This window comes from Mesobacillus sp. MER 48 (assembly GCF_023714225.1).
Lineage (GTDB): Bacteria > Bacillota > Bacilli > Bacillales > Cytobacillaceae > Mesobacillus > Mesobacillus oceanisediminis_A.
The window spans coordinates 321,325-345,925 of the sequence record NZ_JAMAUR010000003.1; the positions used below are offsets into that span (position 1 = coordinate 321,325).

22 protein-coding genes are annotated in these 24,601 nt (G+C 45.2%); 4 read left to right on the forward strand and 18 right to left on the reverse strand.

Going from position 1 to position 24,601, the window contains the following annotated elements:
• Positions 1 to 27: 27 nt before the first annotated feature.
• Positions 28 to 732, reverse strand: coding sequence for an N-acetylmuramoyl-L-alanine amidase (locus M3593_RS12975; RefSeq protein WP_251543218.1), 705 nt, complete (start codon positions 730 to 732; stop codon positions 28 to 30).
• A gap of 337 nt (positions 733 to 1,069) precedes the next feature.
• Here M3593_RS12975 and M3593_RS12980 point away from each other — a divergent pair, with 337 nt between their 5' ends.
• The 3 genes from M3593_RS12980 to pgaD all read left to right on the forward strand — a co-directional run bounded on the left by M3593_RS12980 (position 1,070) and on the right by pgaD (position 4,565).
• Complete coding sequence (locus tag M3593_RS12980; RefSeq protein ID WP_251543221.1) at positions 1,070 to 2,704, forward strand: bifunctional metallophosphatase/5'-nucleotidase; 1,635 nt, start codon at positions 1,070 to 1,072, stop codon at positions 2,702 to 2,704.
• A 244-nt stretch (positions 2,705 to 2,948) separates the two neighbouring features.
• Positions 2,949 to 4,187: a poly-beta-1,6-N-acetyl-D-glucosamine synthase gene (gene pgaC / locus M3593_RS12985; protein WP_251543223.1), complete on the forward strand. Its 1,239-nt coding sequence runs from the start codon at positions 2,949 to 2,951 to the stop codon at positions 4,185 to 4,187.
• Positions 4,188 to 4,196: 9 nt separating this feature from the next.
• Positions 4,197 to 4,565, forward strand: coding sequence for a poly-beta-1,6-N-acetyl-D-glucosamine biosynthesis protein PgaD (gene pgaD, locus M3593_RS12990; RefSeq protein ID WP_251543225.1), 369 nt, complete (start codon positions 4,197 to 4,199; stop codon positions 4,563 to 4,565).
• 15 nt (positions 4,566 to 4,580) lie between these two features.
• On the opposite strand, the gene hxlA is transcribed toward pgaD, so the two are convergent.
• The 12 genes from hxlA to M3593_RS13050 form a co-directional block, all read right to left on the reverse strand.
• A complete protein-coding gene (gene hxlA, locus M3593_RS12995) occupies positions 4,581 to 5,207 on the reverse strand; it encodes a 3-hexulose-6-phosphate synthase (RefSeq protein WP_251543227.1) in 627 nt (208 codons plus the stop codon).
• Between the two features lie 60 nt (positions 5,208 to 5,267).
• Positions 5,268 to 6,104 carry an SDR family oxidoreductase gene (locus M3593_RS13000; protein ID WP_251543229.1) on the reverse strand — a complete coding sequence of 279 codons (837 nt, stop codon included), beginning with the start codon at positions 6,102 to 6,104 and terminating at the stop codon, positions 5,268 to 5,270.
• Between the two features lie 10 nt (positions 6,105 to 6,114).
• Complete coding sequence (uxuA, locus tag M3593_RS13005; protein ID WP_251543230.1) at positions 6,115 to 7,176, reverse strand: mannonate dehydratase; 1,062 nt, start codon at positions 7,174 to 7,176, stop codon at positions 6,115 to 6,117.
• On the reverse strand, positions 7,176 to 7,808 hold the full coding sequence (locus M3593_RS13010) for a bifunctional 2-keto-4-hydroxyglutarate aldolase/2-keto-3-deoxy-6-phosphogluconate aldolase (protein WP_251543232.1): 633 nt from the start codon (positions 7,806 to 7,808) through the stop codon (positions 7,176 to 7,178). The genes uxuA and M3593_RS13010 overlap by 1 nt, the downstream gene beginning before the upstream one ends.
• Before the next feature lie 11 nt (positions 7,809 to 7,819).
• The gene (locus tag M3593_RS13015; RefSeq protein WP_251543234.1) at positions 7,820 to 8,839 is read right to left on the reverse strand and encodes a zinc-binding alcohol dehydrogenase family protein; all 1,020 of its coding nucleotides are present in this window, start codon (positions 8,837 to 8,839) and stop codon (positions 7,820 to 7,822) included.
• Between the two features lie 12 nt (positions 8,840 to 8,851).
• Positions 8,852 to 10,123, reverse strand: coding sequence for a TRAP transporter large permease (locus tag M3593_RS13020; protein ID WP_251543236.1), 1,272 nt, complete (start codon positions 10,121 to 10,123; stop codon positions 8,852 to 8,854).
• Positions 10,123 to 10,614 carry a TRAP transporter small permease gene (locus tag M3593_RS13025; protein WP_251543239.1) on the reverse strand — a complete coding sequence of 164 codons (492 nt, stop codon included), beginning with the start codon at positions 10,612 to 10,614 and terminating at the stop codon, positions 10,123 to 10,125. The genes M3593_RS13020 and M3593_RS13025 overlap by 1 nt, the downstream gene beginning before the upstream one ends.
• A 67-nt stretch (positions 10,615 to 10,681) precedes the next feature.
• Positions 10,682 to 11,686, reverse strand: a complete 1,005-nt coding sequence (locus tag M3593_RS13030) for a TRAP transporter substrate-binding protein (RefSeq protein WP_251543241.1) — start codon at positions 11,684 to 11,686, stop codon at positions 10,682 to 10,684.
• A 31-nt stretch (positions 11,687 to 11,717) separates the two neighbouring features.
• Positions 11,718 to 12,728, reverse strand: coding sequence for an ureidoglycolate dehydrogenase (allD, locus tag M3593_RS13035; RefSeq protein ID WP_251543243.1), 1,011 nt, complete (start codon positions 12,726 to 12,728; stop codon positions 11,718 to 11,720).
• A gap of 12 nt (positions 12,729 to 12,740) precedes the next feature.
• Positions 12,741 to 13,286, reverse strand: coding sequence for a 6-phospho-3-hexuloisomerase (gene hxlB / locus M3593_RS13040; RefSeq protein ID WP_251543245.1), 546 nt, complete (start codon positions 13,284 to 13,286; stop codon positions 12,741 to 12,743).
• A gap of 18 nt (positions 13,287 to 13,304) precedes the next feature.
• On the reverse strand, positions 13,305 to 14,261 hold the full coding sequence (locus M3593_RS13045) for a sugar kinase (RefSeq protein WP_251543247.1): 957 nt from the start codon (positions 14,259 to 14,261) through the stop codon (positions 13,305 to 13,307).
• Positions 14,251 to 15,285, reverse strand: coding sequence for a LacI family DNA-binding transcriptional regulator (locus tag M3593_RS13050; protein ID WP_251543249.1), 1,035 nt, complete (start codon positions 15,283 to 15,285; stop codon positions 14,251 to 14,253). The genes M3593_RS13045 and M3593_RS13050 overlap by 11 nt, the downstream gene beginning before the upstream one ends.
• Positions 15,286 to 15,797: 512 nt before the next feature.
• On the opposite strand from M3593_RS13050, the gene M3593_RS13055 reads away from it, so the two are divergent.
• Positions 15,798 to 17,009, forward strand: coding sequence for a M14 family zinc carboxypeptidase (locus tag M3593_RS13055; RefSeq protein WP_251543251.1), 1,212 nt, complete (start codon positions 15,798 to 15,800; stop codon positions 17,007 to 17,009).
• 669 nt (positions 17,010 to 17,678) lie between these two features.
• Here the strand turns inward: M3593_RS13055 and argH are convergent.
• The 5 genes from argH to M3593_RS13080 are packed head-to-tail and all read right to left on the reverse strand — an operon-like array spanning position 17,679 to position 24,322.
• Positions 17,679 to 19,169 (reverse strand): argininosuccinate lyase, encoded by a 1,491-nt coding sequence (argH, locus tag M3593_RS13060; protein WP_251543253.1) that lies wholly within the window; start codon positions 19,167 to 19,169, stop codon positions 17,679 to 17,681.
• A gap of 41 nt (positions 19,170 to 19,210) precedes the next feature.
• A complete protein-coding gene (locus M3593_RS13065) occupies positions 19,211 to 20,902 on the reverse strand; it encodes an ABC transporter permease (RefSeq protein ID WP_251543255.1) in 1,692 nt (563 codons plus the stop codon).
• Positions 20,899 to 21,993 (reverse strand): ABC transporter ATP-binding protein, encoded by a 1,095-nt coding sequence (locus M3593_RS13070; RefSeq protein ID WP_251543257.1) that lies wholly within the window; start codon positions 21,991 to 21,993, stop codon positions 20,899 to 20,901. The genes M3593_RS13065 and M3593_RS13070 overlap by 4 nt, the downstream gene beginning before the upstream one ends.
• A gap of 12 nt (positions 21,994 to 22,005) precedes the next feature.
• Positions 22,006 to 23,094 carry an extracellular solute-binding protein gene (locus M3593_RS13075; protein WP_251543259.1) on the reverse strand — a complete coding sequence of 363 codons (1,089 nt, stop codon included), beginning with the start codon at positions 23,092 to 23,094 and terminating at the stop codon, positions 22,006 to 22,008.
• Positions 23,095 to 23,110: 16 nt separating this feature from the next.
• Positions 23,111 to 24,322 carry an ROK family transcriptional regulator gene (locus tag M3593_RS13080; protein WP_214706121.1) on the reverse strand — a complete coding sequence of 404 codons (1,212 nt, stop codon included), beginning with the start codon at positions 24,320 to 24,322 and terminating at the stop codon, positions 23,111 to 23,113.
• Between the last annotated feature and the right edge of the window lie 279 nt (positions 24,323 to 24,601).

Sequence of the window (24,601 nt, forward strand, 5' to 3'; positions counted from 1 at the left end):
ATATAAAAAAAAGAGCAGCCATAAAGGCTACTCCCCACTCAACACAATCTTTTCCCATTCAAACAAACTGCCAGGGTCTGTTTTTCGTTCAGGCGCGTATTCGTCATGACCGATAATATGGTTTCTATCTCTTTTTATCATTGAATTCCTCGCCATTATATCATCTATCAGGAGATTAAGAGCTTGATACTGTGCTTCTGTGTAGCCGATAAGTTCTGAAGGGATTTTTCTGTAATGCTCTGAAGACATCATCTGTTGCATTTCTTCTTCCGTTCCAATGGCCATTAATTCAATACCGATTGAGTATTTATTTAATAGATCTTCGTATTCGGAGTATCCCTCCATATTCCCCTTGCCTGCATGACGGGCAGCCCGGTTTTCCGGCAATAATTGATATATTTCTCCATCACGGCCGATCATGTAATGAGGAGATACATCGTAATCAATAAAGATTTTTCTGATATCTTTATACACATAAGGGTTAACAGGATCATTCCCAGCATTGCTAATGAAATGCAATACGATATGGGTAGGTATATTGCTCCGCGGCACAAAGTTCATGTTTGGCATAAAGTCCTTATTGACGGCAATTCTCGTTTCAGTACGTATTACTGTTGTCTCTTTGCTCTCGCCCTTGACCACAGTTTCCTCTTGAATTCCATCAGAGCATCCGCTCAGAATTAAAGACAGCATAATCCCTAACGTTAAAAGTCTCCCCTTCTTTTTCATCATTTTCCTCCAGTAATCTATCTATATTTCAAAATAATTCGCCATAATATTTGAATCCCCTTTTTCAAATCTTTCAATTTTTTATCGGTGTAATCTATAACAAGGTTAACTCCAAATTGAGTTAGTATTGATAATGCTTATCTATTATCAATGTAGAGTTATTAATTCCTTTTGATATAACTTCTTAAATCAATCCTTTTCAGTTAGGTCTTTAGTACTAAATTAATGAATTTTCACTTAATTCACTCTATAAGAAAATAAATTTGGTAGAATTAAGATGTTTGGCATGGTAACTAGTTTAGTAGCAAGATCACTTATGATCACGAGGAGGAAACTGTTAATGAATCAACGTAACAAGTTCTACCGCAAACTTTTATCAGTAGCTGCATCCGCTGCTCTTTTGACATCCATAGCTGTTCCTGCAGCATCGGCGAACATGAAGGGCAAGAAGCCTGGCAAGCCTTACGAGTTAACAGTCATGCATACCAATGATACGCATGCGCATTTGGACTCAGTTGCAAAAAGAATTTCGGCGATTAATCAAGTTCGTGAAGAGAACGCCAATACATTATTATTAGATGCCGGGGATGTTTTTTCAGGAACCCTCTATTTTAATGAGTTCCAGGGACTTGCAGATTTGGAGTTCATGAATCTGGCGGGCTATGATGCCATGACATTTGGAAATCATGAGTTTGATCAAGGCACTTCTACTCTGTCTAACTTTGTAAAAGGAGCGGAATTCCCTTTTATCAGCGCGAACGTTAACTTTGATAATGACGAAAGTATGAATATACTATCAAATAATGAATTCTCTTCTAAAGCAAATGACGGTGAAGTCTATAAAGGCATCGTAAAAGAGGTAAATGGAGAGAAAATCGGCATCTTTGGACTTACGACTGCTGAAACGGTAGACATCTCAAGTCCTGGAGAGGGTGTCGAATTCACCGACTATATCAATGAGGCAAAAGCCGCTGTAACATCATTTGAGAAACAAGGCGTCAATAAGATTATTGCTCTTACTCATATCGGTCTGAATGACGGCGGCGGTGACAATGACCTGACACTGGCTGAGGAAGTAGAAGGTATCGATGTCATCGTGGGCGGTCATACACATGTTAAGTTGGACGAGCCAATTTTAGTAGAAGCCGGCAAAGAGCCAACAGTCATCGTCCAGGCAAATGAGTATGGCAAGTTCCTTGGTACCCTGGATGTTAAATTCAATAAAAATGGCCGTGTTATCGAATATGCTGGCGAATTGTTGGATATGAAAAATTATCAAGATGATCAAATCGCAGCACAGATTCTGAATGAAAAATATAAACCGGCTGTTGACGAGATGAAAAACACAGTAATCGGAACAACCACTGTCGATTTAATTGGTGGAAACCCTCCTGCTAGAACAGTTGAAACGAATCTCGGAAACCTGATCACAGATGGAATGCTCGCAAAAGCGAAAACAATCAACCCTGATACGGTAATTGCGGTCCAAAACGGCGGCGGAATCCGAACTTCCGTTAATGCTGGAGATATTACGATGGCAAAGGTACTTGAAGTCATGCCATTCGGAAACTCTTTAGGAATCATGCAACTGACTGGTGCTGAAATCAAAGAAGCATTGGAGCATAGTGTCAAGGATGCCCCAACAGCATTCGGAGGGTTCCTGCAGGTGTCAGGCTTGAAATTCACTTACGACAGCTCCCTTCCAGCTGGCCAGCGTGTCCAGTCAGTTGAAGTGAAGGAAGATGGCGTCAACTATGTAAGTCTGGACCTTACTAAAACATACGCAGTGGCAACAAACACTTTCACCGCTAAAGGTGGAGACGGATATGATGTATTCGGAAAAGCTTATAGTGAGGGACGTGTAAGCGAACCTGGTTTCGTTGACTGGGAAATCTTCACTGAATATGTGAACCAGCAAGAAAACAAGACAGTCAGCCCTGCTGTCGAAGGTCGTATTATCGACGTAGCAAACTAATCAAGCAGTGCCCAGCAAACCGTGATGGTTGCTGGGCATTTTTTTACTTTAAAATTTCACAAAGTTTTTCGCAAATACACCGAATCAGTTTCGGATCATCTGCCCCCCTCTCTTTAAAATTAATAAGATTACGCCCCCATAATTTGGCAACACACTCAACCACAAAAATAGATTGCTATTTTTATCATCCACAAAGTAATATCTTCTTATTACAACTCACATTTTTAACAGGACGGGTGCAAATTTGATCAACTTCTTAGTATTGTTTCTATTTTATTATCCTCTGGTCATGGGAATTGTTTGGATTACGGGAAGTTTAATTTATTTTGTAAAAAAAGAGCAGCAGGAGATCCCTCTCCAATACAATATGGAGGACCTTCCCTTTGTTTCTCTGCTGATTCCGGCCTTCAATGAGGAACAGACAATCGAGGAGACAGTGAAATTTGCATCAGAACTCAATTATCCAAATTATGAAGTAATCGTCATCAATGATGGAAGCAAAGACCGTACGATGGAAATACTAAAGTCGTTGCTGAATCTGTATCCAAAACTGCGTGTAGTCAATGTCGTAAACAATAAGGGCAAAGCAAATGCCTTGAAACAGGGCGTGCTGGCTTCAAAAGGTGAACTCATCGCGACGATCGACAGTGACGCCATCCTCGATAAGGATGCGTTAAACTATATTGTCCCCCATTTCATTACACCTAATAATGGGGAAAGAGTCGGTGCGGTGACAGGCAATCCCAGGATTCGCAACCGTACAAGCCTACTGGCGAAAATCCAGCTGGTAGAATACGCGAGCATTATTGGCCTGATAAAAAGGACTCAAAGAGTGCTCGGGAAAGTGATGACGGTTTCCGGAGTGTTTGTTGTTTTTCGTAAAAAAGCCCTGCTGGACGCGGGGATGTGGGATACCGACCTAATCACTGACGATATCGGGATTACCTGGAAGCTGCAAAGAAGATTCTGGGACGTACGGTACGAACCAAAGGCACTTTGCTGGATGCTCGTTCCCGAAACTTTGAGGGGAATCTGGAAGCAGCGTTTGCGATGGACACAGGGCGGTATCGAAGTCATCCTGCGCCATATGGATATCTTTCTCGACTGGCGCCAGCGCAGATTATACCCTGTCTATATCGAGCAGGTTCTTAGCGTGGTTTGGTCGATCACCTGGTTTATCTCTCTGTTAATAATGCTGTACAACTATATATTCCATCAGGAATTCATCCTGCCGACATTATGGATAGGAAACTACCTATCTATTATTTGTCTGCTGCAATTCCTGGTCGCCCTCTATATTGAGAGGAAGTATGAAAAAGGGATCCTGAAATACATGCTATGGGGAATCTGGTACCCAATCCTTTACTGGCATATCAATGCCCTGCTTGTCATCAGAGCGCTCCCTAGAGGATTAAAGATCCTCAGGAAAAATAAAAACCAATTCGCAACCTGGGAGAGTCCTGACCGCGGACTCCATCTATAAGGAGAAAACATGATCATCAACAGCAAACAGTCGAAACCGCGAAAAATCATCGACCTGTTTTTCACCTTTTTCGGCTGGCTCTTTCTCATCTTGTTCTTGTATAACTTCAGCTCCCATTTTGACCGAAATCTCGATTTCACCTTTCTTGAATTAAACCTGGACAATGCAAACTCTATCCTGCTCATCACCTTCCTGGTGGTCATCACAAGTGCTGCTGCCTTGAGCTGGTGGAGTTCTTATAACAGGAGAAAGTTCGGCCATCTAAAAAGGCGGACATTTCCTCCGCAAACAAATGAAAAAGAACTGGCTGAGTATTTCCATATGACAGAAGTTGAACTCGAAATCATTAAAAAAGATAGCTATATTGAACGGAACTAAAAGCAAGGGGACGAATTACAATCGTCCCCTTGTCTTACTTCTCAACCTTCTGCTTGCTTCCTCCGGATCACTGCTCCCGGTAATCGCGTTCCCGACGATGGCAATATCAATTCCTCCAAGCAGACCAATGGTTTTCTCTGAAATCCCGCCGGCGATGGCGACTTCCACACCTTCCATTTTTTCTACGAGTCGGTTCAGTGAAGAATCAGCTAGCGAGCCTTCCTTTTGCATGTCCTTACCTATATGAAGGCAAAATAAATCCACGCCCAATCCTTGCAGTTCTTCAGTCCTGTCTTTGGAATCCACGCCCAGTAAATCGATCATAACCCTTTTACCAAACTGCTGAGCCACCACCAGCGTTTCTTCAATCGTCTTGTTATGGGAAAAAGCCATCACCGTCATGATATCTGCACCTGCTTCAAACACTTGCTTTGCCTCGTGCCGGCCTGCATCACAGGTTTTCATGTCGGCTACAATTGTTTTATGAGGATAAGCCTCTCTGATTTCCCGAATGATGGCCATCCCATATTCTTTGATCACACCTGTGCCCACTTCAATCCAATCGATATTTTCTGCCGTCTCTGCCAAAATCGTAAAACACTGTTCCTTTGTTAATCGGTCTAGTGCAAGCTGAATCTTCATCGCTGCCTCCTAAAATAGCAAACATCCACTGGAAGGTGTCCGGTGGATGCCACTAAATAATTAAACTCCTGAATAAGCCATAAATCCGCCATCAACAGGCACAGTCACGCCGGTCACAAATCCGGAGTATTCTTCATCTGTCAGCCAGAGAAGCGCACCGAGCAAATCCTTCGGCTGGCCGAATCGCTTCATTGGCGTATGGGCGATGATTTTCTTGGAACGATCGGTATGCGTGCCGTCTTCTTTCAGTAAAAGATTACGGTTTTGCGATGTCAGGAAGAACCCTGGAGCAATCGCGTTCACACGCAAGCCGGTTTCTGCAAAATGGACCGCCATCCACATCGTGAAGTTATTGATCGCTGATTTGGCTGCACTGTAGGCAGGCACCTTCGTCATCGGTGAATAGGCGCTCATTGATGACACATTGATGATCACAGGAGCATCCTGCTTCAACAACTCTTTGCCAAACACCTGGCATGTTAAAAAGGTCCCGATGAAGTTGGTGTCAAACACATTAGAGAATCCGGAAGCATCCATATCGAAAAAGGATTTCTCTGTTGATTCCTCTTCGTATGTCTCCACTGCCGTAATCGCATCAGGATGATTTCCGCCCGCTCCATTGATCAAGATATCGACGCGTCCAAAGGCCTCGACAACCGTAGCTTTAGCTGCTTCAAGAGAATTTTGGTCCAGCACATCTGCGGCTACCGCAATGGCCGAACCTCCAGACGAATTGATCTCCCCTGCGATCGCTTCGCCTTTTTCCGCAGTTCGGTTCAAAATGGCGACATTGACGCCATGCCTTGAAAGCTCACGGGCCATCTCCGAGCAAAGCACTCCGCTCCCTCCGGTGATAACCGCTGTTTTCCCCTTTAAGTTTTCATGGATTGGAAACATCGTATCCCTCCTATTTTGAAGCCTGGTATGCATCCCACAACCCAAGAAGATACATGATGCCAAGCGCTCTGTCGTATAATCCGTATCCTGGCCTGCAAACCTCTCCCCAGAGGTGTCGGCCATGGTCCGGACGGACATATCCCTCATACTGGATATCAGATAGCTCTTTTACAACGCCTTTGATGTTGATTGAACCATCTGTTGTTAAATGCGATGTCTCGATAAAATCGCCATTTTCGAAGATTTTCACATTACGAATGTGCGCAAATGGTGATTTATGCGCGAATTCAGCTGCAAGGGCTACCATATCATTTTTCGGGCTAGCCCCAAGGGAACCTGTACAGAAGGTAATTCCATTTGACGGAGAATCAGAGATTGATAGAAGCTTCTCCAGACTCTCCCTTCCAGTCATGATGCGCGGCAGTCCAAAGATCGTCCATGGCGGATCATCCGGGTGTATGGCCATTTTGATCCCAGCCTCTTCTGCAACCGGGAGAATCTCATTCAGGAAGTAACCAAGGTTTTCCCACAACTCTTCCTCTGTTACATTTTCATAAGCCGCGAATAATTCCTTGATTCGAGCCATTTTTTCCGGCTCCCAGCCTGGCAATGTTAAATCGGATGCTGAAGCAACCGTATCGATTAACTCCTGCGGATCGCGGTTTTCCACTTTTGCTTTTTCGAAAAATAAAGCAGTTGAGCCATCAGGCAGTTCTTTGAACATCTCTGTGCGTGTCCAGTCAAAGATCGGCATGAAATTGTAGCAAATAACCTTTACGCCAACTTCGCCCAGATTTCTGATTGTCTGCTTGTAGTTCTCGATGTACCGGTCACGGTCTTCGTTCCCCAATTTGATGGCTTCATGGATGTTGACACTTTCAACCACATCGCCATGGAAGCCGAATGATTGAATATACTCCATTTCCGCCTTGACTTCTTCTTTTTCCCACACCTCACCGACCGGCTTTTCGTGCAAGGCCCAGACAATGCCCTTCACACCTGGAATCTGCCTAATGTGATCGAGGGTAACTGTATCATTATCACGCCCATACCAGCGAAACGTAATATTCATTATGCTTTCCCTCCTGTTACAGCATTGATGTAATTACTGCATAGCTCCCTGACTCCATCTTTGCCAGAAGAACGATATGCTTTGTTCAAATCGCTGCCAATTCCAGCTGCGACCGCACCTGCACTGAGCCAGTGCATGACATTGTCCAGGTTGACACCACCGGTTGGCATCACACGAACCTGAGGAAGAGGGCCATTGACCGCGCCAATGAAGGATGGGTCAAAACGGTTTGCTGGGAACAGCTTCACGATGTCACAGCCGCTTTCCACCGCTGTCACGATTTCCGTGATGGTCATGCAGCCTGGCAGATAGGCTACGGAATATCTATTGCATAAGGTGGCAATTTCTTTATTGAAATTCGGGCTGACGACAAATTTGGCGCCACTCAAAATCGCATGCCGTGCTGTTTCAGGGTCCAATACCGTACCTGCCCCTAAAATCGCCTCTGTTCCTGCCAGTGCTTCGAATGCTTTTGCTACGTCAGGTGTTGTATAAGTAAGTTCAATCGCCCTGAAGCCGCCTTCGATTGCGGCCTCGGAAATCTGAATCGCTTCCTCAGCCGTGCTCCCGCGGACAACAGCGACGACTTTGGATTCAGCCAATTGCTTCAAGGTTTCTATTTTCAAGTTCATCCAATCACTCCTTATTCAAAAACAATAACTGCTTTCCGGACTTCACCCGGATTTTTTTCTACGAATGAGAATGCTTCTTTTACCTGCTCTAATGGGAACTGGTGGGTGATAAAACCATTTCCCTTTAACTTTCGTTCGTTAAGGAGTGAGACTACTTTTCCAAACTGGTTCGTCTGCAGACGGGAACCAACGATTGTTACTTCCTTCTTCGTGATCGGCAGCTGGGAAATCTGGGATGGACGCTCATCAAAGCCAAGTACCACCACTGTGCCTGCCGGGGAAACAACCTTCACGCCAAGCTCAAAAGTAGAAGGAAGGCAAACAGCGTCAATCACGACATTCGGACCTTCTCCGTCTGTAAGCTCCATGACCTTTTCTTCTACAGAAGCCTCGCGAGCATTAATGACTTCATCCGCTCCATTTTCCCTGGCGAATGCCAATCTTTCCTCTTCAAGGTCTGTCATGATGACTTTTGCACCTTGAAGCTTTGCCATTTTCAAGATGCAAATCCCGATCGGACCTGATCCCTGGATCAAGACTGTATCCGATTCCTGGACGTCTCCGCGCCAGACTGCCTGGGCGCCAATCGTCAATGGCTCTGCTAAAACAGCCTCATTCCAGTCAAGTTCTTCATCAACGACATGCAGCTGTCTTTCCGGCAATACAAAGAATTCGCGCATTCCACCATCTTCGTGGACACCGAAAACCGAAAGAGATTGACAGACGTTCGGACGTCCTTTGCGGCATGCATAGCACTCGCCGCAATATCGGATCGGTTCCACCACGACATGGTCCCCGGGTTTCATACCTTTCACACCAGAACCAACTTCAACCACTTCCCCGGCAACCTCATGGCCAGGGATTCGCGGATAAGTGGCAAGCGGATTGGTGCCATGGTAGATATGCATATCAGATCCGCAAATCCCAACACGCTTGACTTTTACAAGAACATCTTCCGGATTTTTAATCACAGGTTGTTCTAAATCCTGAATTACGAGTTCCATAGCTTCTGGAATTTGGACTGCTTTCATTTTTAAAACCACCTATTCAAATAGACTTGGTAGATAAAGCGAGACCTGAGGCACAAATGCTACAAGCAGCAATACCACCAGGCTGACGCCAATGAATGGAATAAGTTCTTTCGCAGCTTTCCCGATTGAAACCTTACCAATTTGAGAAGCAACGAACAAACACACACCCACTGGCGGTGTAACAAGGCCGATGACCAGGTTAAGAACCATCATGACTCCGAACTGGACAGGGTCCATTCCAACCTGTGCAGCGACAGGCATCAGTACAGGGAAAAGGATAACAAGCGCAGCGATCGTCTCCATGAATGTTCCAACGAATAACAGCAACAGGTTGATCAATAAGATTACGACAATAGGATTTTCAGAGATTCCGAGAATGGCATCTGCGACTAATTGTGGAATCTGCTCACTGACCATGATCCAGCCAAACAGGTTCGCAAATCCTACTAAAAGCATGATGGATGCTGTAGATGTCATTGAAGAAAGCATGATCTCCGGAATCTTTTTAATTGGCAACTCTTTATAAACAAAAATACCGATCACTAGAGCGTAGATAACCGCAATAATGGAAGCTTCAGTTGGTGTGAAATAACCGCCAAGGATGCCCCAGAGGATAATGATCGTCATGAACAGTGCCCAGAATGAGCCCATGAAGCTTTCAAAAATGACTTTCAACGATTTCCTTTCACCCTTTGGGTAGTTCCGCTTAACCGAAATAATATAAGTAGGTATCATTAAACCAAGTCCAAGCAATATTCCAGGAACTGCCCCTGCTAAAAACAAATCACCGATTGAAATAGATGCAAGCGTACCAACAATGATCATTGGCAGTGACGGTGGAATGATAGGTCCAACAGTCGAAGATGATGCAGTTACGGCCGCGGAAAATCCAGCTCCATAGCCTTCCTTTTTCATTGCCGGAATCAGAATGGCACCAATACTTGCCGTATCCGCTAGCGCAGTTCCGGAGATTCCGGCAAATCCCATGGAAGATCCAACATTGGCAAGTCCTAGTCCACCGCGGATATGTCCGAAAAGGTTATTCGCAAACTTGATGATCCTGTCCGTGATCCCTCCAGCGTTCATCAGGTTACCAGCAAGGATAAAACCAGGAATACAAAGCAGCACAAAGGAATTCAGCCCTGCAAACATTTTTTGAGGAATGATTGTTAGAGGAATATCCGCCAGGAACAAATAAAACAAGGATGACAAACCGAGGCTAAAAGCAACCGGCACTCCTAAAAAGATAAGGATAATAAAAGATATGAACAGTAAGGCCGCCATTAAATTTCGCCTCCATCAATGTCTGACTTGAAGTCTTCTTCGTTACGAATCAACTTAACGATTTTAACAATAGAATAAAACGCTAATAGCAAGGACATAATCAAGATTGCTGCATGTATTGCAGACATTTTGAACGGCATCGTCGCTGACATTTGGGTCCCGACCAGAGTGAAGTCATATCCAGTCTTGACCATGACACCGAATAGAACCATTAATACTGCATAGATTGCAATTTCGTAAAAACGCCTGAAATTATGTGACATCTTCGCAAAAATCATATCGACATTGATATATTCTCCACGAAGCAATGCCAGCGGTGCGCCAAAGCAAATGGCATAAATGAATAAATATCGTGTCAGTTCCTCTGTCCAGATTGCAGTATAAGGCAGATAACGGGACATGATTTGAACCATCACGACAACAATGACACCGGTAAAGCTGATCACAGTCAAAAATGCCAACAGCATATCTAGCCATTTACGTATTTTCATGGTTTCATCACCTTTCTTAAAGGAAAGGCACAGCCGACTGGAATAGCCGGACAGTGCCTTCATTAAATTACTTCGTTTCAAGAATCTTTTCGTATAGTTCATATTGCTCTGGCTTCAAGGATGCCTTGATTGCCGGGATCATTGCTTCACGGAATGCATCCTGGTCAACATCGACAAACTTCATGCCTTCACCTTCAAGATCTTTTTCGATTTGAGCGATTTCTTTATCGTACAATTCTTCACCATATTTTTGTGCTTCAGCAGCAGCTTCTTTTACAGCTTTCTTCTGGTCGTCATTCAGGGCGTCGAACTGCTTGTTGCCAACAAGGATGTAGATCCAAGAGTAAACGTGCTCAGTACGGTTTACATAGTCTTGAACTTCATATAATGCGCCGCTCTTGATCAGGTCGACCGGATTTTCCTGGCCATCGATTACACCTTGCTGAAGACCTGTGAACACTTCATTGAAGTCCATTACCTGCGGCTTAGCGCCTGCAGCTTCCCAAACCTTCAGGAACAATGGCACGTTTGGTACACGCATGCTGAAGCCTTTCAGATCTTCAGGTGATTTGATTTCTTTATTAGATGTAAGGTTACGCGGTGCACGTGTGTGATAGTACAAAGGTGTCAATCCAGCTTTTTCAGTGATTTCAGCTTCGATTTCCTTACCGATTTCGCCTTCGACAACTGTCTTAACATGATCCAGATCACGGAATGCATACGGAACAGCCATCAATGCAGCTTTTGGAGCCCAGTTTTGCAATGTCTCACCGGAAATAACCATGTCAGCTGTTCCAGATTGGATTGCGTTGATTGTGTCTGTTTCTCCTCCAAGTGAGTTGTTTGGATAGATGCTGATATCGATGCCGCCATCTGTCTTTTCCTCAACAAGCTCTTCAAATTTCAAAGCTGTTTTGTGCCAGATATGATTTTCGTCAGCAAGGTGGCCAAACTTCCACTTGATGACTTCCCCTTTGCTTTCTCCCCCGGCTTTCTCAGAATCCCCGGAACCGCAAGCTGTCAATAATAGTGATGCCGCCAAAATACCTGATAAAAACTTTGCCTTTTTCATGAATTATTTCCTCCCCTTTGTTTACAATGATTTATTTTTTTAAAAATTGATACACAGTAGAAGCAATGGTAATCCCCTTTTCAAGGTTTCTTTCCTCATTCATCTGTTCAATCTCACCAGGAACGAAAACTTGAGAGAAACCAGGTGCTGGTGGTGCCTGGCGAATTTCTGCCATCATCTGGTCCATGTTCTCCAGGAATGCATCCGCATCGGTAAAGAATGCCGGATTGATGGCGCAGAAATAATGGCCAAGCTTCCGCTTTTTGTCCAGATCGCCGTACATCTTGGAGATATGAGGTCCGAATGCCGCGCCTGCAAGCAATCCGGAGAAGATGTCTACAATCATGGACAGCCCATAACCCTTAGGGCCGCCAAATGTTTGAAGTGCGACTACCTTGGCTGGATCCGTAACGGTTTCCCCATTCTCGTCGACTCCCCAGCCAGGAGGAATCTCTTTGCCTTCTTCCTTGTATTGAAGGATTTTGCCCAACGCTACATTGGAAGTAGCCATATCGAGAATAAAAGGCTTACTAGTTTTGGCCGGAACTCCGTATGCAATAGGGTTTGTGCCCAAGAAGGCCTCCCTGCCGCCGAACGGTACGACGATTTTATCTGTGTGGGTCATCGCAATGCCAATCAGGTTCTGTTCTGCCGCTTCCTGGACAAAATAGCTCAGGGCGCCGCAGTGGCTGCTGTTGATGGCGGTCACCATTCCGATGCCATTTTCCTTCGCCATTGCTATTGCCTGTTTCATCGCAACATCTGCGATCACATGACCAAAACCATCATCACCATCGACTACGCCTGTTACTGGGCCAGTCTGGTTGAATTTGATGTCTGCATTTGGATTTATGCCGCCAGCATTCAGGCGGTTCACATAATGTTCAGTACGCAAGACACCATGTGAATTGACATTTCTAAGGTCGGCATGGACAAGGACTTCAGCCACTTTTTCTGCTTGTTCCTTGTTCAGGCCAGCTTCGCTAAGCTTTTTTACAGCTAGCTCTTGCGCTTCTTGATGTGGAATGGTTACTGTAGACATTCCTTATCCCCCCTATTCCAAATTGGAATGCTTCTTTACTAATTCTTCGTTCGTCTTTCCTTCTGCAAGGCTGTCGATAATCGCCGCATCCAAGATAAGATGGGCTGCCTGGTCGAACTGGTTTCCAAGCGGCTGGATCGTTTCCGGCTCATCCACATGACGATATTTCGTTGCGGCCGGGATTCTTACCCCGCCAGATATAAATGGAAGCTGGAGTGCCTCCTCATTTGTTGTAATCAAAAATACTGTAGCACCGGCTCGATGAGCGCTTTCAGAAATGTTCAGCGCCTGTGCGGTTTTTCCAGATCCTGAAAGCACTACTAAAATATCAGTCTCCTGAATTGCCGGAGTTGTAGTTTCGCCGACAACATATACCGTCTTGCCGCTATGCATAAGCCTCATGGCAATGGCTTTGGCTACAAATCCTGACCGACCTTCTCCTGTAAAAAAGAAACGGCGGTCTTCTTTTAAAAGCTGGACGGATGATGCATACTCTTCTGCATCAACGTTCAAGCAAACCTTTTGCATTTCTTCTATTACGGCTGCGATGGTTTTCATGACCGGCTTCCTCCTCGGTTAGCGTTCAATGATCGATTCATTGTTGATAAAAGCGCTTACTTCTTCGAGATATGGAAGGCCTTCATTATCGCCTGATACCGTGGTGACAAGGGCACCGACGCCATTGGCAAAATTGAGAAGCTGCTCGGGGGTGAACCCATTGAGCCATCCGTAAACATAACCTGAGTCGAATCCATCACCTGCGCCTACCGTATCGATTGGATTGACCTTAAAACCTGGTGCTTCAATCCAATGGCCGTCCCGGTATAGCCTTGAGCCGTTTGCTCCGTCTTTGATGACCAGATCCCTGATACCGTATTGGTCTGCAAACCTGGCTAGCTCTTCTGCTGAGTCCTTGCCAATGATCAAACGGATTTCATCAAGACCAGTAAGCAGGATATCAACATCCGGAAAAATTTCTGCATATGCTTTGCGCGCATCTTCAATCGTCCAAAGTTTCAGCCTGATGTTCGGGTCGAATGAAACCGGAATGCCTTTATCTTTGGCAAGCTCGATCATTCTCTTGGCAACCTGCAGGTTATTCGAATCAACCGCAAGGTAAACACCTGTGAGATGAAGCAGGTTCACATTTTCAAACCATTCGGCTTTTACTTTTTCAGGAGTCAGGGTTGTAATCGGCGAATTGTATCGATAGTAGAATGTTTTGCCCGATCCATCTCCACTGATCTCCTTGAAATTCAATGATGTCGGATAGCCTTCCACCAGCTCTACTTCAGAGACATCCACCCCCTCACCGCGGGTGAAGTTATGGATAACTTTTCCAAACTCATCCTTGCCTAGTCTGCTTACCCACTTGCTTCCCAGCCCAAGCCGGGCACAGCCAATCGCAAAGTTCAGCTCCGCACCTCCGACCTTCCGATTAAAACTTTCTACAAAGCGCAGGGGACCTTGCACGGATGGATTGAAGGTGATCATTGCATCTCCAATCGTCATGACTTTATATCTATCTGGCATTGTTCTTCTCTCCCAACACTTGTACTGATTCCCGCTCAATTAAAACAGGATCATACCTTCTAACTTCATATGAATCTTCCAATTTCCCTTCAGCGATCAGATGGAACAGCTCTTCTGCTGCTTCCCTGCCAATCTGGAAAGTTGGCTGTTTGATAGCTGAAATTGGTGTGGCGGCGATTTCGAGGAAATCAGAATCATCCACCGCGATAACGCTTACATCTTCGCCAACTTTAAGATTCTTTTTCCTTAAGAACTTAAGCAATTCAATCAAAGAAAGATCATTGGTAGCAAAAAATGCTTCTGGCCTGTCTTCCTGCTTCCATAGCTTTTCAAGCGCAGGTCCGATTTCTTTACGGTCTGCTGCTGTAATCCAATCCTCATTTGGAGCGATCCCGTTTTCCTCAAGCGTTCTCTTGAATCCGGTAATACGCTCGACCCTCGGAGAAACCTTCTGGCTAATGGACATGGATACAGCGCCAATTTTATTGTGGCCTTTTTTGAGGAGCTCCCTTACCGCGATCTCTGCCGCTCTTTCATTGTTCAGCATCAATGTTGGATAAATCGGCTGCTCTATTTTTCTATCAACGAATACAACAGGGAAATTCGATTGTTTGAGCTCTTCGTATAAACACTTATTGTCAGCAGTCGGGAAGATGATCAGGCCGTCAACCTGCTTTGCAAGAAGCATGTTGATATAGTCCCGTTCCTTTTCCGGATTGTCATCAGCATTGCAGACAAACATATGAAAATGACTCAACTCGCACGCATCTTCGATTGCACGGATGATTTCCGTCGAAAACGTATGGAGGATATTGGCCACGATGACCCCAATGGTCGACGACTTTTTCTGCTTCAAGCTCTTAGCAACGAAATTCGGTATATAGCCAAGCTCCCGGATCGCCTCTTGTATGCGCTTTCTCGTAGGCTCTGCCATAAACTCGTATCGATTATTTATGTACTGAGAAACCGTGCTCTTCGAAACGCCCGCCTTTTCAGCAACATCCTGCATGGTTACTTTTTTCATAGAAATCCCTTCTTCTACAACTCTAAACCGATTTAGTAAAACGGTTTAGTAAACCGGTTTAGTGACAGTATAAATGAAACCCCTTTCAAAAATCAATCTATTTTTTCTAAAAATTTAAAATCTATCTTTCACTTAGATTCTTTGAGGTCTTGTAAACCCGAATTTTGCTGGCTCGCCTTATAACCAGTGAAAACTTTTCCGTGGATGAAGAGGGGTTAGGCAACTGGATTTATTTTATAATGCTTCGTAAAAGGAATAAAACCTCTACTTGGTTAGCAGTGATATCCGGACTGAAAAGAAATTAGACTTATATCCTATTAGAACTAGGGATAAAGAAATAAACTCCTACTCTCTTCTCCCATACCAAAATACCAAAACTAGAAAATCCATTAGTCCCTTCCTCTCATTTATTTCGCAAATCGAAATATTCGACAAATTACAGCAACATCTCCCTATTAAAGTTATTAAGATAACAATGAGATAGTTTACTAGTTTAAAGGAGTGATAGATTAATGAAAAACAACAAAGTAATGACAGGACTAAGTGTATTGGCATTGTGTACGGCTCTCGCCTCACCGGCACTGGCAACTAATTCACCGAACGGAAAGCTTTACAATGAAAACCAGGTTTATTCAGTGAATGGCTATACTGATTATGCTGAGATGGTCAAACGCCTCCAGCAAATCGAAGCGAACAGCCAGGGGAAAGTTGCATTGGAGGTTGTCGGCCAATCAAACCAGGGGCGTGATATTTACCAGGCCAGAGTCGGAACTGGTGATAAAGTCGTCCTGATTGAAAGTGAAATCCATGGAAATGAGAACACTGGAACCGAGGCGCTGCTCAGCATGCTTCAATTCCTTGGATCCAGCAATTCGCCAGAAGCACAAAAAATTCGTGAGGAAATCACTCTGGTCACTTTGCCAAAGATGAACCCTGATGCCTCCGAACTTGATCGCCGGGGCAATGATATGTCATGGGAAGATGTCGTCGAGGATTTCCCACAACTTGCTGATGCAGCAGGTCCTTCATGGAATTATTATAATAACCGGATACTTCAGGACAGGGATTACAACGGCAGACCTGGATTTGACGTAAACCGGGACTTCAATCCTGACCTTAATTATGTTCCAAAAGCAGAGGATTTCCCAGGAACCTCAAGTGATCCAGGCTGGTACATCACGCCAGAGTCACAAACTGTCCGCGATGTTTATAAAAACCTTCAATCCGAGTTCGGTAAAGTGGATGTCTTCATCGACCTCCACCACCAGGGACAATATTATGTTGAAGGAACAGATAATATTGTTACCATGTCCCTTTCAGCAGATTTCGTTCCAGACCCGAACACAGCAGCAGGAGCTAAGTATGCCGAGTATAAAGAAAACTATGATTTCGAGTTTTCAAAACAATTGAATCTTGCTGCCTATAATGCGCTACAGGCACTAGGTGAAAACTCACCGTTCAATAATATCTCCCTATATCAGCAAAACCTGGACTTGCCTGGTACCGCACTTGGAAGCTTCGCATTGAACGGAAGCGGCACAGTCCTTTTTGAAGTAAGAGGCCAGTCGCACTCATTGGGACAAAAGAAAAAAGGCCAGCTGGTGAAGGCTGTAGAGACAGGATTGTACGGAATCATTAATGGAGTCGTAGATGGTTCGGTAGAGGATCTTGACGCGGCTGAATATGATAACATCCCAGCAACTGCTTATTCACCAGGTTTATAAGAGGATTACGAGAAAAGCGGAGAGGTGAGTTCTCCGCTTTTTTTATGAGATTTGATTTGTGATTCTCTCTCAGACGCCAAAAAAGCTTCATTACCAATTTTTCTTTCTAATTGTTACATATCAAAAGCTTAGCCTAAATGTATTACACACGTTCACAAATTCTATGAGTCTCCTTGAGGGACCTCATTTTTCGGAAATGGTATTTTGGGGGATCCGATGAACTCTATCGGAGACACCATTTTCCCTATACTGGATTTTTGCTGCAATAATAAGCCCTATTGGTTACACTATTTTCCATATACTGGATTTTTACAACACCAATAAGCTCTATTGGTTACACTATTTTCCTAAATACTGGATTTTCGTAGCACCAATAAGCCGTATTGGTTACACTATTTTCCTGATACTGGATTATCGCAGTACCAATGAGCCCTATTGGTTACACTATTTTCCTGATATTGGATTTTCGTAGCATCAATTTTGCAACTTTTATGTGCTTAAATGTTTCGACTCTAGTCTATTTTTCTTCTTCTCTTTTCTTGCTCTCATTTTCAAATAGGCGGAGAAACAAGTCCTCTTCTTTGTTCTAAATTAATATATTTGATTATAAGAACAATGTCCCTGCCAAATAAAAAGAAGCAAAGGATATCCCCTGCTTCCCAGTCAATATTAAAACCTAAACTCAACTAACTCTTTCCTCTTCTCATCCAATACACGTACTGTTTCGTTGTACTCTTCCAAGTTTCTAGTAAGTTTCTCTTTCCTCTCTCCAATCATCCTCTTAACCTCTCTCGGGCTTGGTCCTCCCTGGAGATCGCGAATTTCGATGAAGTACTCTGGCGAAATGATTTTTTGCCATTCTTCTTCTGTGAGTGACACGTCGACGAACTGCTTAATCACCGCGTTAATCGCTTCAACGTCCCATTCGTAAAGTTCTTTACTTTCCTTAATCGTTTCTTTTGAAATGAAGCTTGCAATCGAGTGGGCTTTCCTGAATGGAACGCTGTATTCACGGGCAAGTGTGTCCGCGAGCTCGGTAATCGTAATACTCGACTTCTTTGCCATCTCTCGAGTGTGCTCTCCGTTCACCTTCAGCGTAGCAATCACCGCGTACATCAGCTTCCAGACGCGGTTGGCGTTATTGAAAGCACGGTACAGATGCGGCTGCAGGTCGTCTTCTGTATCGACGATATCGCCAAATGGTGTATTGTGGACCATATTGAAAGCGGCGAGCGCATCGCCATATGCACTGCTGGCAATCGAGCGGGAATGCTCAATCGACACCGGATTGCGCTTTTGCGGCATGATACTGCTGCATTGCACGTAAGGATCGGCAACGTAAAAAGAACCGAATTCCCGCGTGACATGCTGAAGGAAGTCCTGGATCCAGCGGCCGGTGTTCACCATGCTCGTCATCAACGCTGACGCCGTTTCAAGCAGGTAATCTCCTCCGCCAATCGAGTCATAGGAGTTCTCGACAATCCGGTCAAACCCGAGCAATTCCCGAGTACGTTCACGGCTGATCGGGAATCCCGTAGTCGTCAGAGCGGCCGCTCCAAGCGAGGACTGGTTAACCGTCCGGTAAGCAGCCCACAGCCTCTGAATATCGCGTCCCAATACATCATAGATTGCAAGGAAGTAATGCCCCAGTGTCGTCGGCTGGGCCGGCTGCGTATGCGTATAACCAGTAATGATCGTATCCGTATGGCTCTCAGCCTGCTCAAGCAGCGCCTCGCTCAACTGATAGGCAGTTCCAAGCAGATTGACGAGATGCTCCCTGAGCACCAACCGGTACATCGCGACCCCCATATCATTGCGGCTGCGGCCGATATGGATTTTGCCGCCAAGCTCGGCGCCAATCTCCTCGCCGATCTTCGCTTCCATCATGAAAAATAAATCCTCGAACTGCGGCTCATAATTCAGCTGCCCGACATCCGTCACGGCAACCTTATTAATCCCCTCAAGCATCACTTTCGCTTCATCTTTTTCGATAATCCCCTGTTCAGCAAGCATAATCACATGCGCCCGGTGGATATCAAACATGACATGGAACAAATAATCCCGCTGGTCATTGAAGACCGGTTTCAACAGAGCCTCAACATACGTCTTCCCGGGAAAAGCCGCCCCTTCATTCTTGATAAACTCTTCTAGCTTGTTCATATTTTCATCTCCGATTCTATGATTATGCGATTATTCCAGCCTTAAGATAACGACTGTTCGGCCTTGACTCCGAAGAACTTGTTCGAAATAAGCAGGACGACTGCGATCAAGACAATCTGGATCATCCCATATGCAGCAGCCTGGCCCATATTGAACATCCGCAGCTGGTTCATGATCTCAATTGAAATCGGCCTGTTCGAAATCGTATACAGCAGCACCGATGTCGGGAACTCACCAACAGACTCAACAAATGCCAGCAAAGTCCCTGACAGCACGCCCGGCATGATGATTGGCAAAATAACCTTACGGAACGTGTAGAACCATTTGGCCCCAAGGCTCCTTGAAGCTTCCTCAATCGAATCATCCAGCTGCTCCAAAACCGCATTCGTCGAGCGGACGACGAGCGGAATATGCCTGATAAAATAGGCAAGTGGCAGGATCCAGAACGTCCCGACAAGGATATTTCCGAATGAGAAAATATTCGGTTCGTTAAAAGCGATGATCAAGTTCATCCCGATAACCGTCGCAGGCAATGCCCATGGAATCATCACGAGGATATCAACAAAGCTTTTGCCGACAAACTTCCTCTTAACCAGCACATACGAAGCAAGCACACCGAAAACGAGGTTCCCCGCCGTCGCAATCACCGATAGCAGCAAGCTGTTTTTCAGAGGCTTGAAGATATTCGGGTCTTCCAGCAGCAAGCGATAGTTTTCAAAATTAAACACCGAAGGATACGTCTGCCATGTCCAGGTCCCGTCCGGAACGAGCGACAGCAGCAGAATCGTGAAGTGCGGCAGCAGCAGGATGATGACACCGATGACGCCAATGAACACCATCGTCCATTTCAGCACCGGATTGTTCACTTCACTGCGATGCGCGCCAATCCCCTTTGACGCCATCCGGTAGTCCTTGCGGTTCTGGTACCAGCGCATGAATAATAAGAAGGAAATCGACACAATCGACAGGATGACAGATTGAGTCGCAGCAACCTCCATGTCTCCATTAATCTTCGAAAAATAAATCTGGAGGCTCAGCACCCGGAATCCGCCCGCCAATAAAAACGGTGCACTGAAGGATGCCATCGAGATCATGAACACCAGCAGCGAAGCGGCAACAATTGCCGGAGTCAACAACGGGAATGTCACCTTCCAGAACACCTGGAAACGGCTTGCGCCCAGATTGTACGCTGACTCCTCAAGCGACGGGTCAATTTTATGGATCGCCGATGACACCGTCATGTAGAAATAAACATACATCGTATAAGCATGGACAATCAGGATGCCTGAAATCCCGCCGATTTTGAAAGGCACTTCTTCCAGTCCGAACAAATCCTTAATCGCGTTCGGCACAAGCCCAGTTTCCCCATAAAGGAACATGAATGCCATAACCCCTACCAATGACGGCAGAACGATCGGCATGATTGCAGCCGTTGCGAAGAAACCTCTGCCCGGGAAGTCATATCGGTTAAAAATAAACGCCAGCGGAATCCCGATTGCCGCACTCACCAAAACACTGAGGACTGATATATAGACCGAATTCCATAACGCTTGCAGATTTGTCTTCGATTCCTGCGAGAAAAAATCTTCATAATTACCAAACGTAAAACTGCCCTCTTTTTGCAGACTTTCAAGAATTGTCCTTATTGACGGATACAAGACATAGGCAATCAAGACCAGCAGCACCGGAATCAGCAAATATAATGTCAGCCGGTTATCGCGATTTTTCATCATGACACATCACCGCTCAACATTGGAATCAGCCTGATTTGATCGGCGGGAAGCTCAACCCATACATCTGCTCCCGGCTTCAAATTCGCCGAAACATGATTCAGTACATTTACCTCAAGCAGCAAGTCATTGACCCTAACTGCAAGATTGATAATCGTCCCGAAGAACTGTACTGTTTCAACCTTTCCTTTAAAAACATTGTGTCTATCAACCTTTTCATCAAGAATCTTTACGGACTCAGGACGAACCGAAAGGGACAATTCTCGATCCTCGTTTTCCCTTTTAAAATGAAAAGGCGTATTATGTACAACAAATTGATTTTCACCAGCCGAAACAGTGACATGAGCGTCGTCAACCTGCTCCACTTTTACAGGAAGAAGATTGATCTCGCCTATGAAACTGGCAACGAAGTCATTGGCCGGTTCATTATAAATCTCCGAAGGCGTTCCCACCTGGTGGCACACCCCGAAATTGAAGACAGCGATCCTGTCACTCATCGACAGCGCCTCTGCCTGGTCATGGGTAACATAAATCGTCGTAATCTTGTATTCTTTCTGCAGCCTGAGGATCTCCGCCCGCATTTCATCGCGCAGCTTCGCATCCAGGTTGCTTAATGGTTCATCCAGCAACAGGATTTCAGGTTCGATCACCAATGCCCTCGCAAGCGCCACACGCTGCTGCTGACCTCCACTCAACTGACTCACCTGACGATCGGCGTATTGCTCGAGCCTGACCTTGCGAAGGACCTCGTGAACCCTGGTTTTCACTTCACTGGAGGCCATCTTCCGTACCTTCAATCCAAACGCGACATTTTCAAAGACCGTCATATGAGGAAAAAGGGCATAGTTTTGGAAAACCATGCCCGTATTTCTTTTTTCAGGAGGTACACGCGTCATATCTTTATCGCCAAATCGCACGACACCCTTGGTAGGATAATAGAATCCGGCAATCATCCGCAGCGTTGTCGTCTTGCCGCAGCCACTAGGCCCGAGGAAGGTGAAGAATTCCCCATCATTGATTTCCAGATTCAAGTGATCGACTGCCACTACCTTTCCGAAGGCTTTTTGGACATTTTCTATTTTTATCGACGCCATACCGTACACATCCTATTCTTTGATTTCTTTTTCTCCGCTCTTAATGTTCTCATCCCAATACTTCATCCACGCATCACTATTGTCCTGGAAGACCTTCCAGTCGATATCCATTGCCTTGATTTCAGTATCTGTGATCCACTTCGGAAGATCCTTTACATCATCACGGGTAGGGATGCGGTAGTATTTTTCTGCTAAAAGCTTTGCCGCTTCAGGCGTGTTGACGAACTCATAGAATGCTTCAGCTGCTTTCTGGTGCGGCGCATCCTTCACGATCGCGATTCCTTCAGTCAGGACTGGTGTTCCGCTTTCAGGAACGATGAATTCAAACGGATAGTTCTTGTTTTCCTTCAGCATGACGACATCCGGCATTGCCCAGACGGAAACGGAGCCTTCACCCTTGGCAACCTTGTTGTACATCATTTCAGGGTTAGCAGAGTATTCCTTCGTATTCGCATCAAGCTTTTCAAGCCACTCGTAGCCTTTTGCTGTATCCTGGGAATCCTTGAAATCACGGTAGATCATTGCTGAGAAGATCGTTCTCATCGTACCGGAAGCAAGCGGATAACGGATGATGATTTCATCCTTCCATTTCGGGTCAAGAAGGTCATCCCAGTCCTTCGGCGCTTCTTCCTTTGTCAGCTCCTTGCTGTTGTACATGATAACCTCAGGTGTCTGGCTTGTTCCTGACCAGTTCCAGTCTGCTTCGTGGAAATTATCAGCCAATGCCCCGGAGTATGAAGGTTCATACGGCTGTAGAAGTCCTTCGTCCTTAGCCTGGTCGAACATGACGGATGGAGCTCCCCACCAGACGTCTGCCTGAGGGTTGTTCTTTTCAGAACGGACGCGGTCAAGGACTTCCTGCGATCCCATATCAAGCCATTCGACATCAACGTCATACTCAGCTTCGAACTGCTTCTCGAATTCTGATAAAATATCCTTTCCGTGCGGAGAATAAATGACTACTTTATCCTCTAGCTTGTCACCAGACTTGCTGTCTCCTGATGGTTTGCTAGATCCCTCTTCAGAGCTGCATGCCGCTAAAAATAGTGATGCAGATAAAGTCAAAGCCGTGATAATCGAAACCTTTTTCTTGTGTTTCACAAAAAATTCCCCCTCATTAATTGTATTTAATCATACTTTCATGTTCCCTCATGAACAGTGACACGGCACCAAGAACCCCGGCGTTGTCACCCAATTGGGACGTCTTCAGCTGGACTGAACTAGGAAGGTATTGATTCACAATCTCCTGCAGCTTCGGCAGAATGAATTCGGATGATTTAAGAACACCACCTCCTAAAATAACAATCTCTGGATTTAGCAAACTGGCAGCATTCACAATCCCATAAGCCAGATGCTCAATGGCTTCATCAATGACTTTAAGGGCTATTTGGTCACCACTTTTCGCCAGCTTGAACGCCATCTCCCCCGACAGCTCGGATGCAAGTGCCTGTTGATGCAAAGGATGCTCCGGCTCCTTCTGGATGCAACTCGTCAGCCTGTCTCCAATCGATTTTCCTCCAGCCACACTTTCAAGATAGCCATAGCGGTGAAAAATCGGCTTGAATTCATTTTTCATATCATTCTTGTCCGTCACCATGTAGCCAATTTCACCAGCCGCGCTGGATGAGCCGCGGTAAAGCTGATTGTTGATGATAATTCCGCTGCCGATTCCCGTGCCGACGGCGATGAAAAGGACACTCTGCTTATCGCGCGCATTTCCAAGCCACTGCTCGCCAAGCGCTGCCACATTCACATCATTATCGACGTGCACCGGGTACGGAATATGGCGCTTCGCCTCTGTGATAAAAGGATACCGGACCCAGTTCAGGCTCGGGGCCTCAACGACAATCCCGGATGTCGTCTCAGTGATTCCCGGGACACCTGCGCCCATTCCGAGGATCTTCTCGTCTTCGATTCCTTCCTTGTTCACCATAAACTCTATTTCTCTGGCAATCTGCTTTAGCAGCCCTGAGTCAAGATACTGGCAAGTGTTAAAACTGCTGCTCGCGACGATGTTCCCATTCAAATCGCAAATTACCGTCTTCACTTTCGTCCCGCCAATATCCGTTCCGATTATGTATGCTGCCTTTTCATTGAAGTACAGCTGGATTGGCCTTCTGCCTCCCTGTGACGTCGACTCACCAATCCCCTTCTCAAAAATCCACTTTTCCTGCATCAATTCATCGACCAATAATGATACGGTTGGCTTGCTGATATTGATTTTCGCGGCAATTTCCGCCCTGGAGATCGGTGAATTTTCCTGAATGCACTGAAGCACCCTTTTCTTGTTGAGTGATTTCAGCTGTACCGGTGTTCCACTTAGATTCATAACATCACGGCCTTAAAATTCTTTTTGGTTAGTAAGATTTACTAATTAACTAAAAATATAACTCAATTTGTAATCGTTTACAACCACAAAGTTCTGAAAATTTAAAATCGTTTCTTATAATAGATATATTTCTTCATTATTAAAGATATTCTTGATCTATCGCTTCCATTTATAATATAATATCCAATTGGTTCCATTTACCCACCAGCAAAATGGATAGAAATAACCATTTTTAATATTCTGACAATTAAACATTTTACAATATTATCTAACTATGAT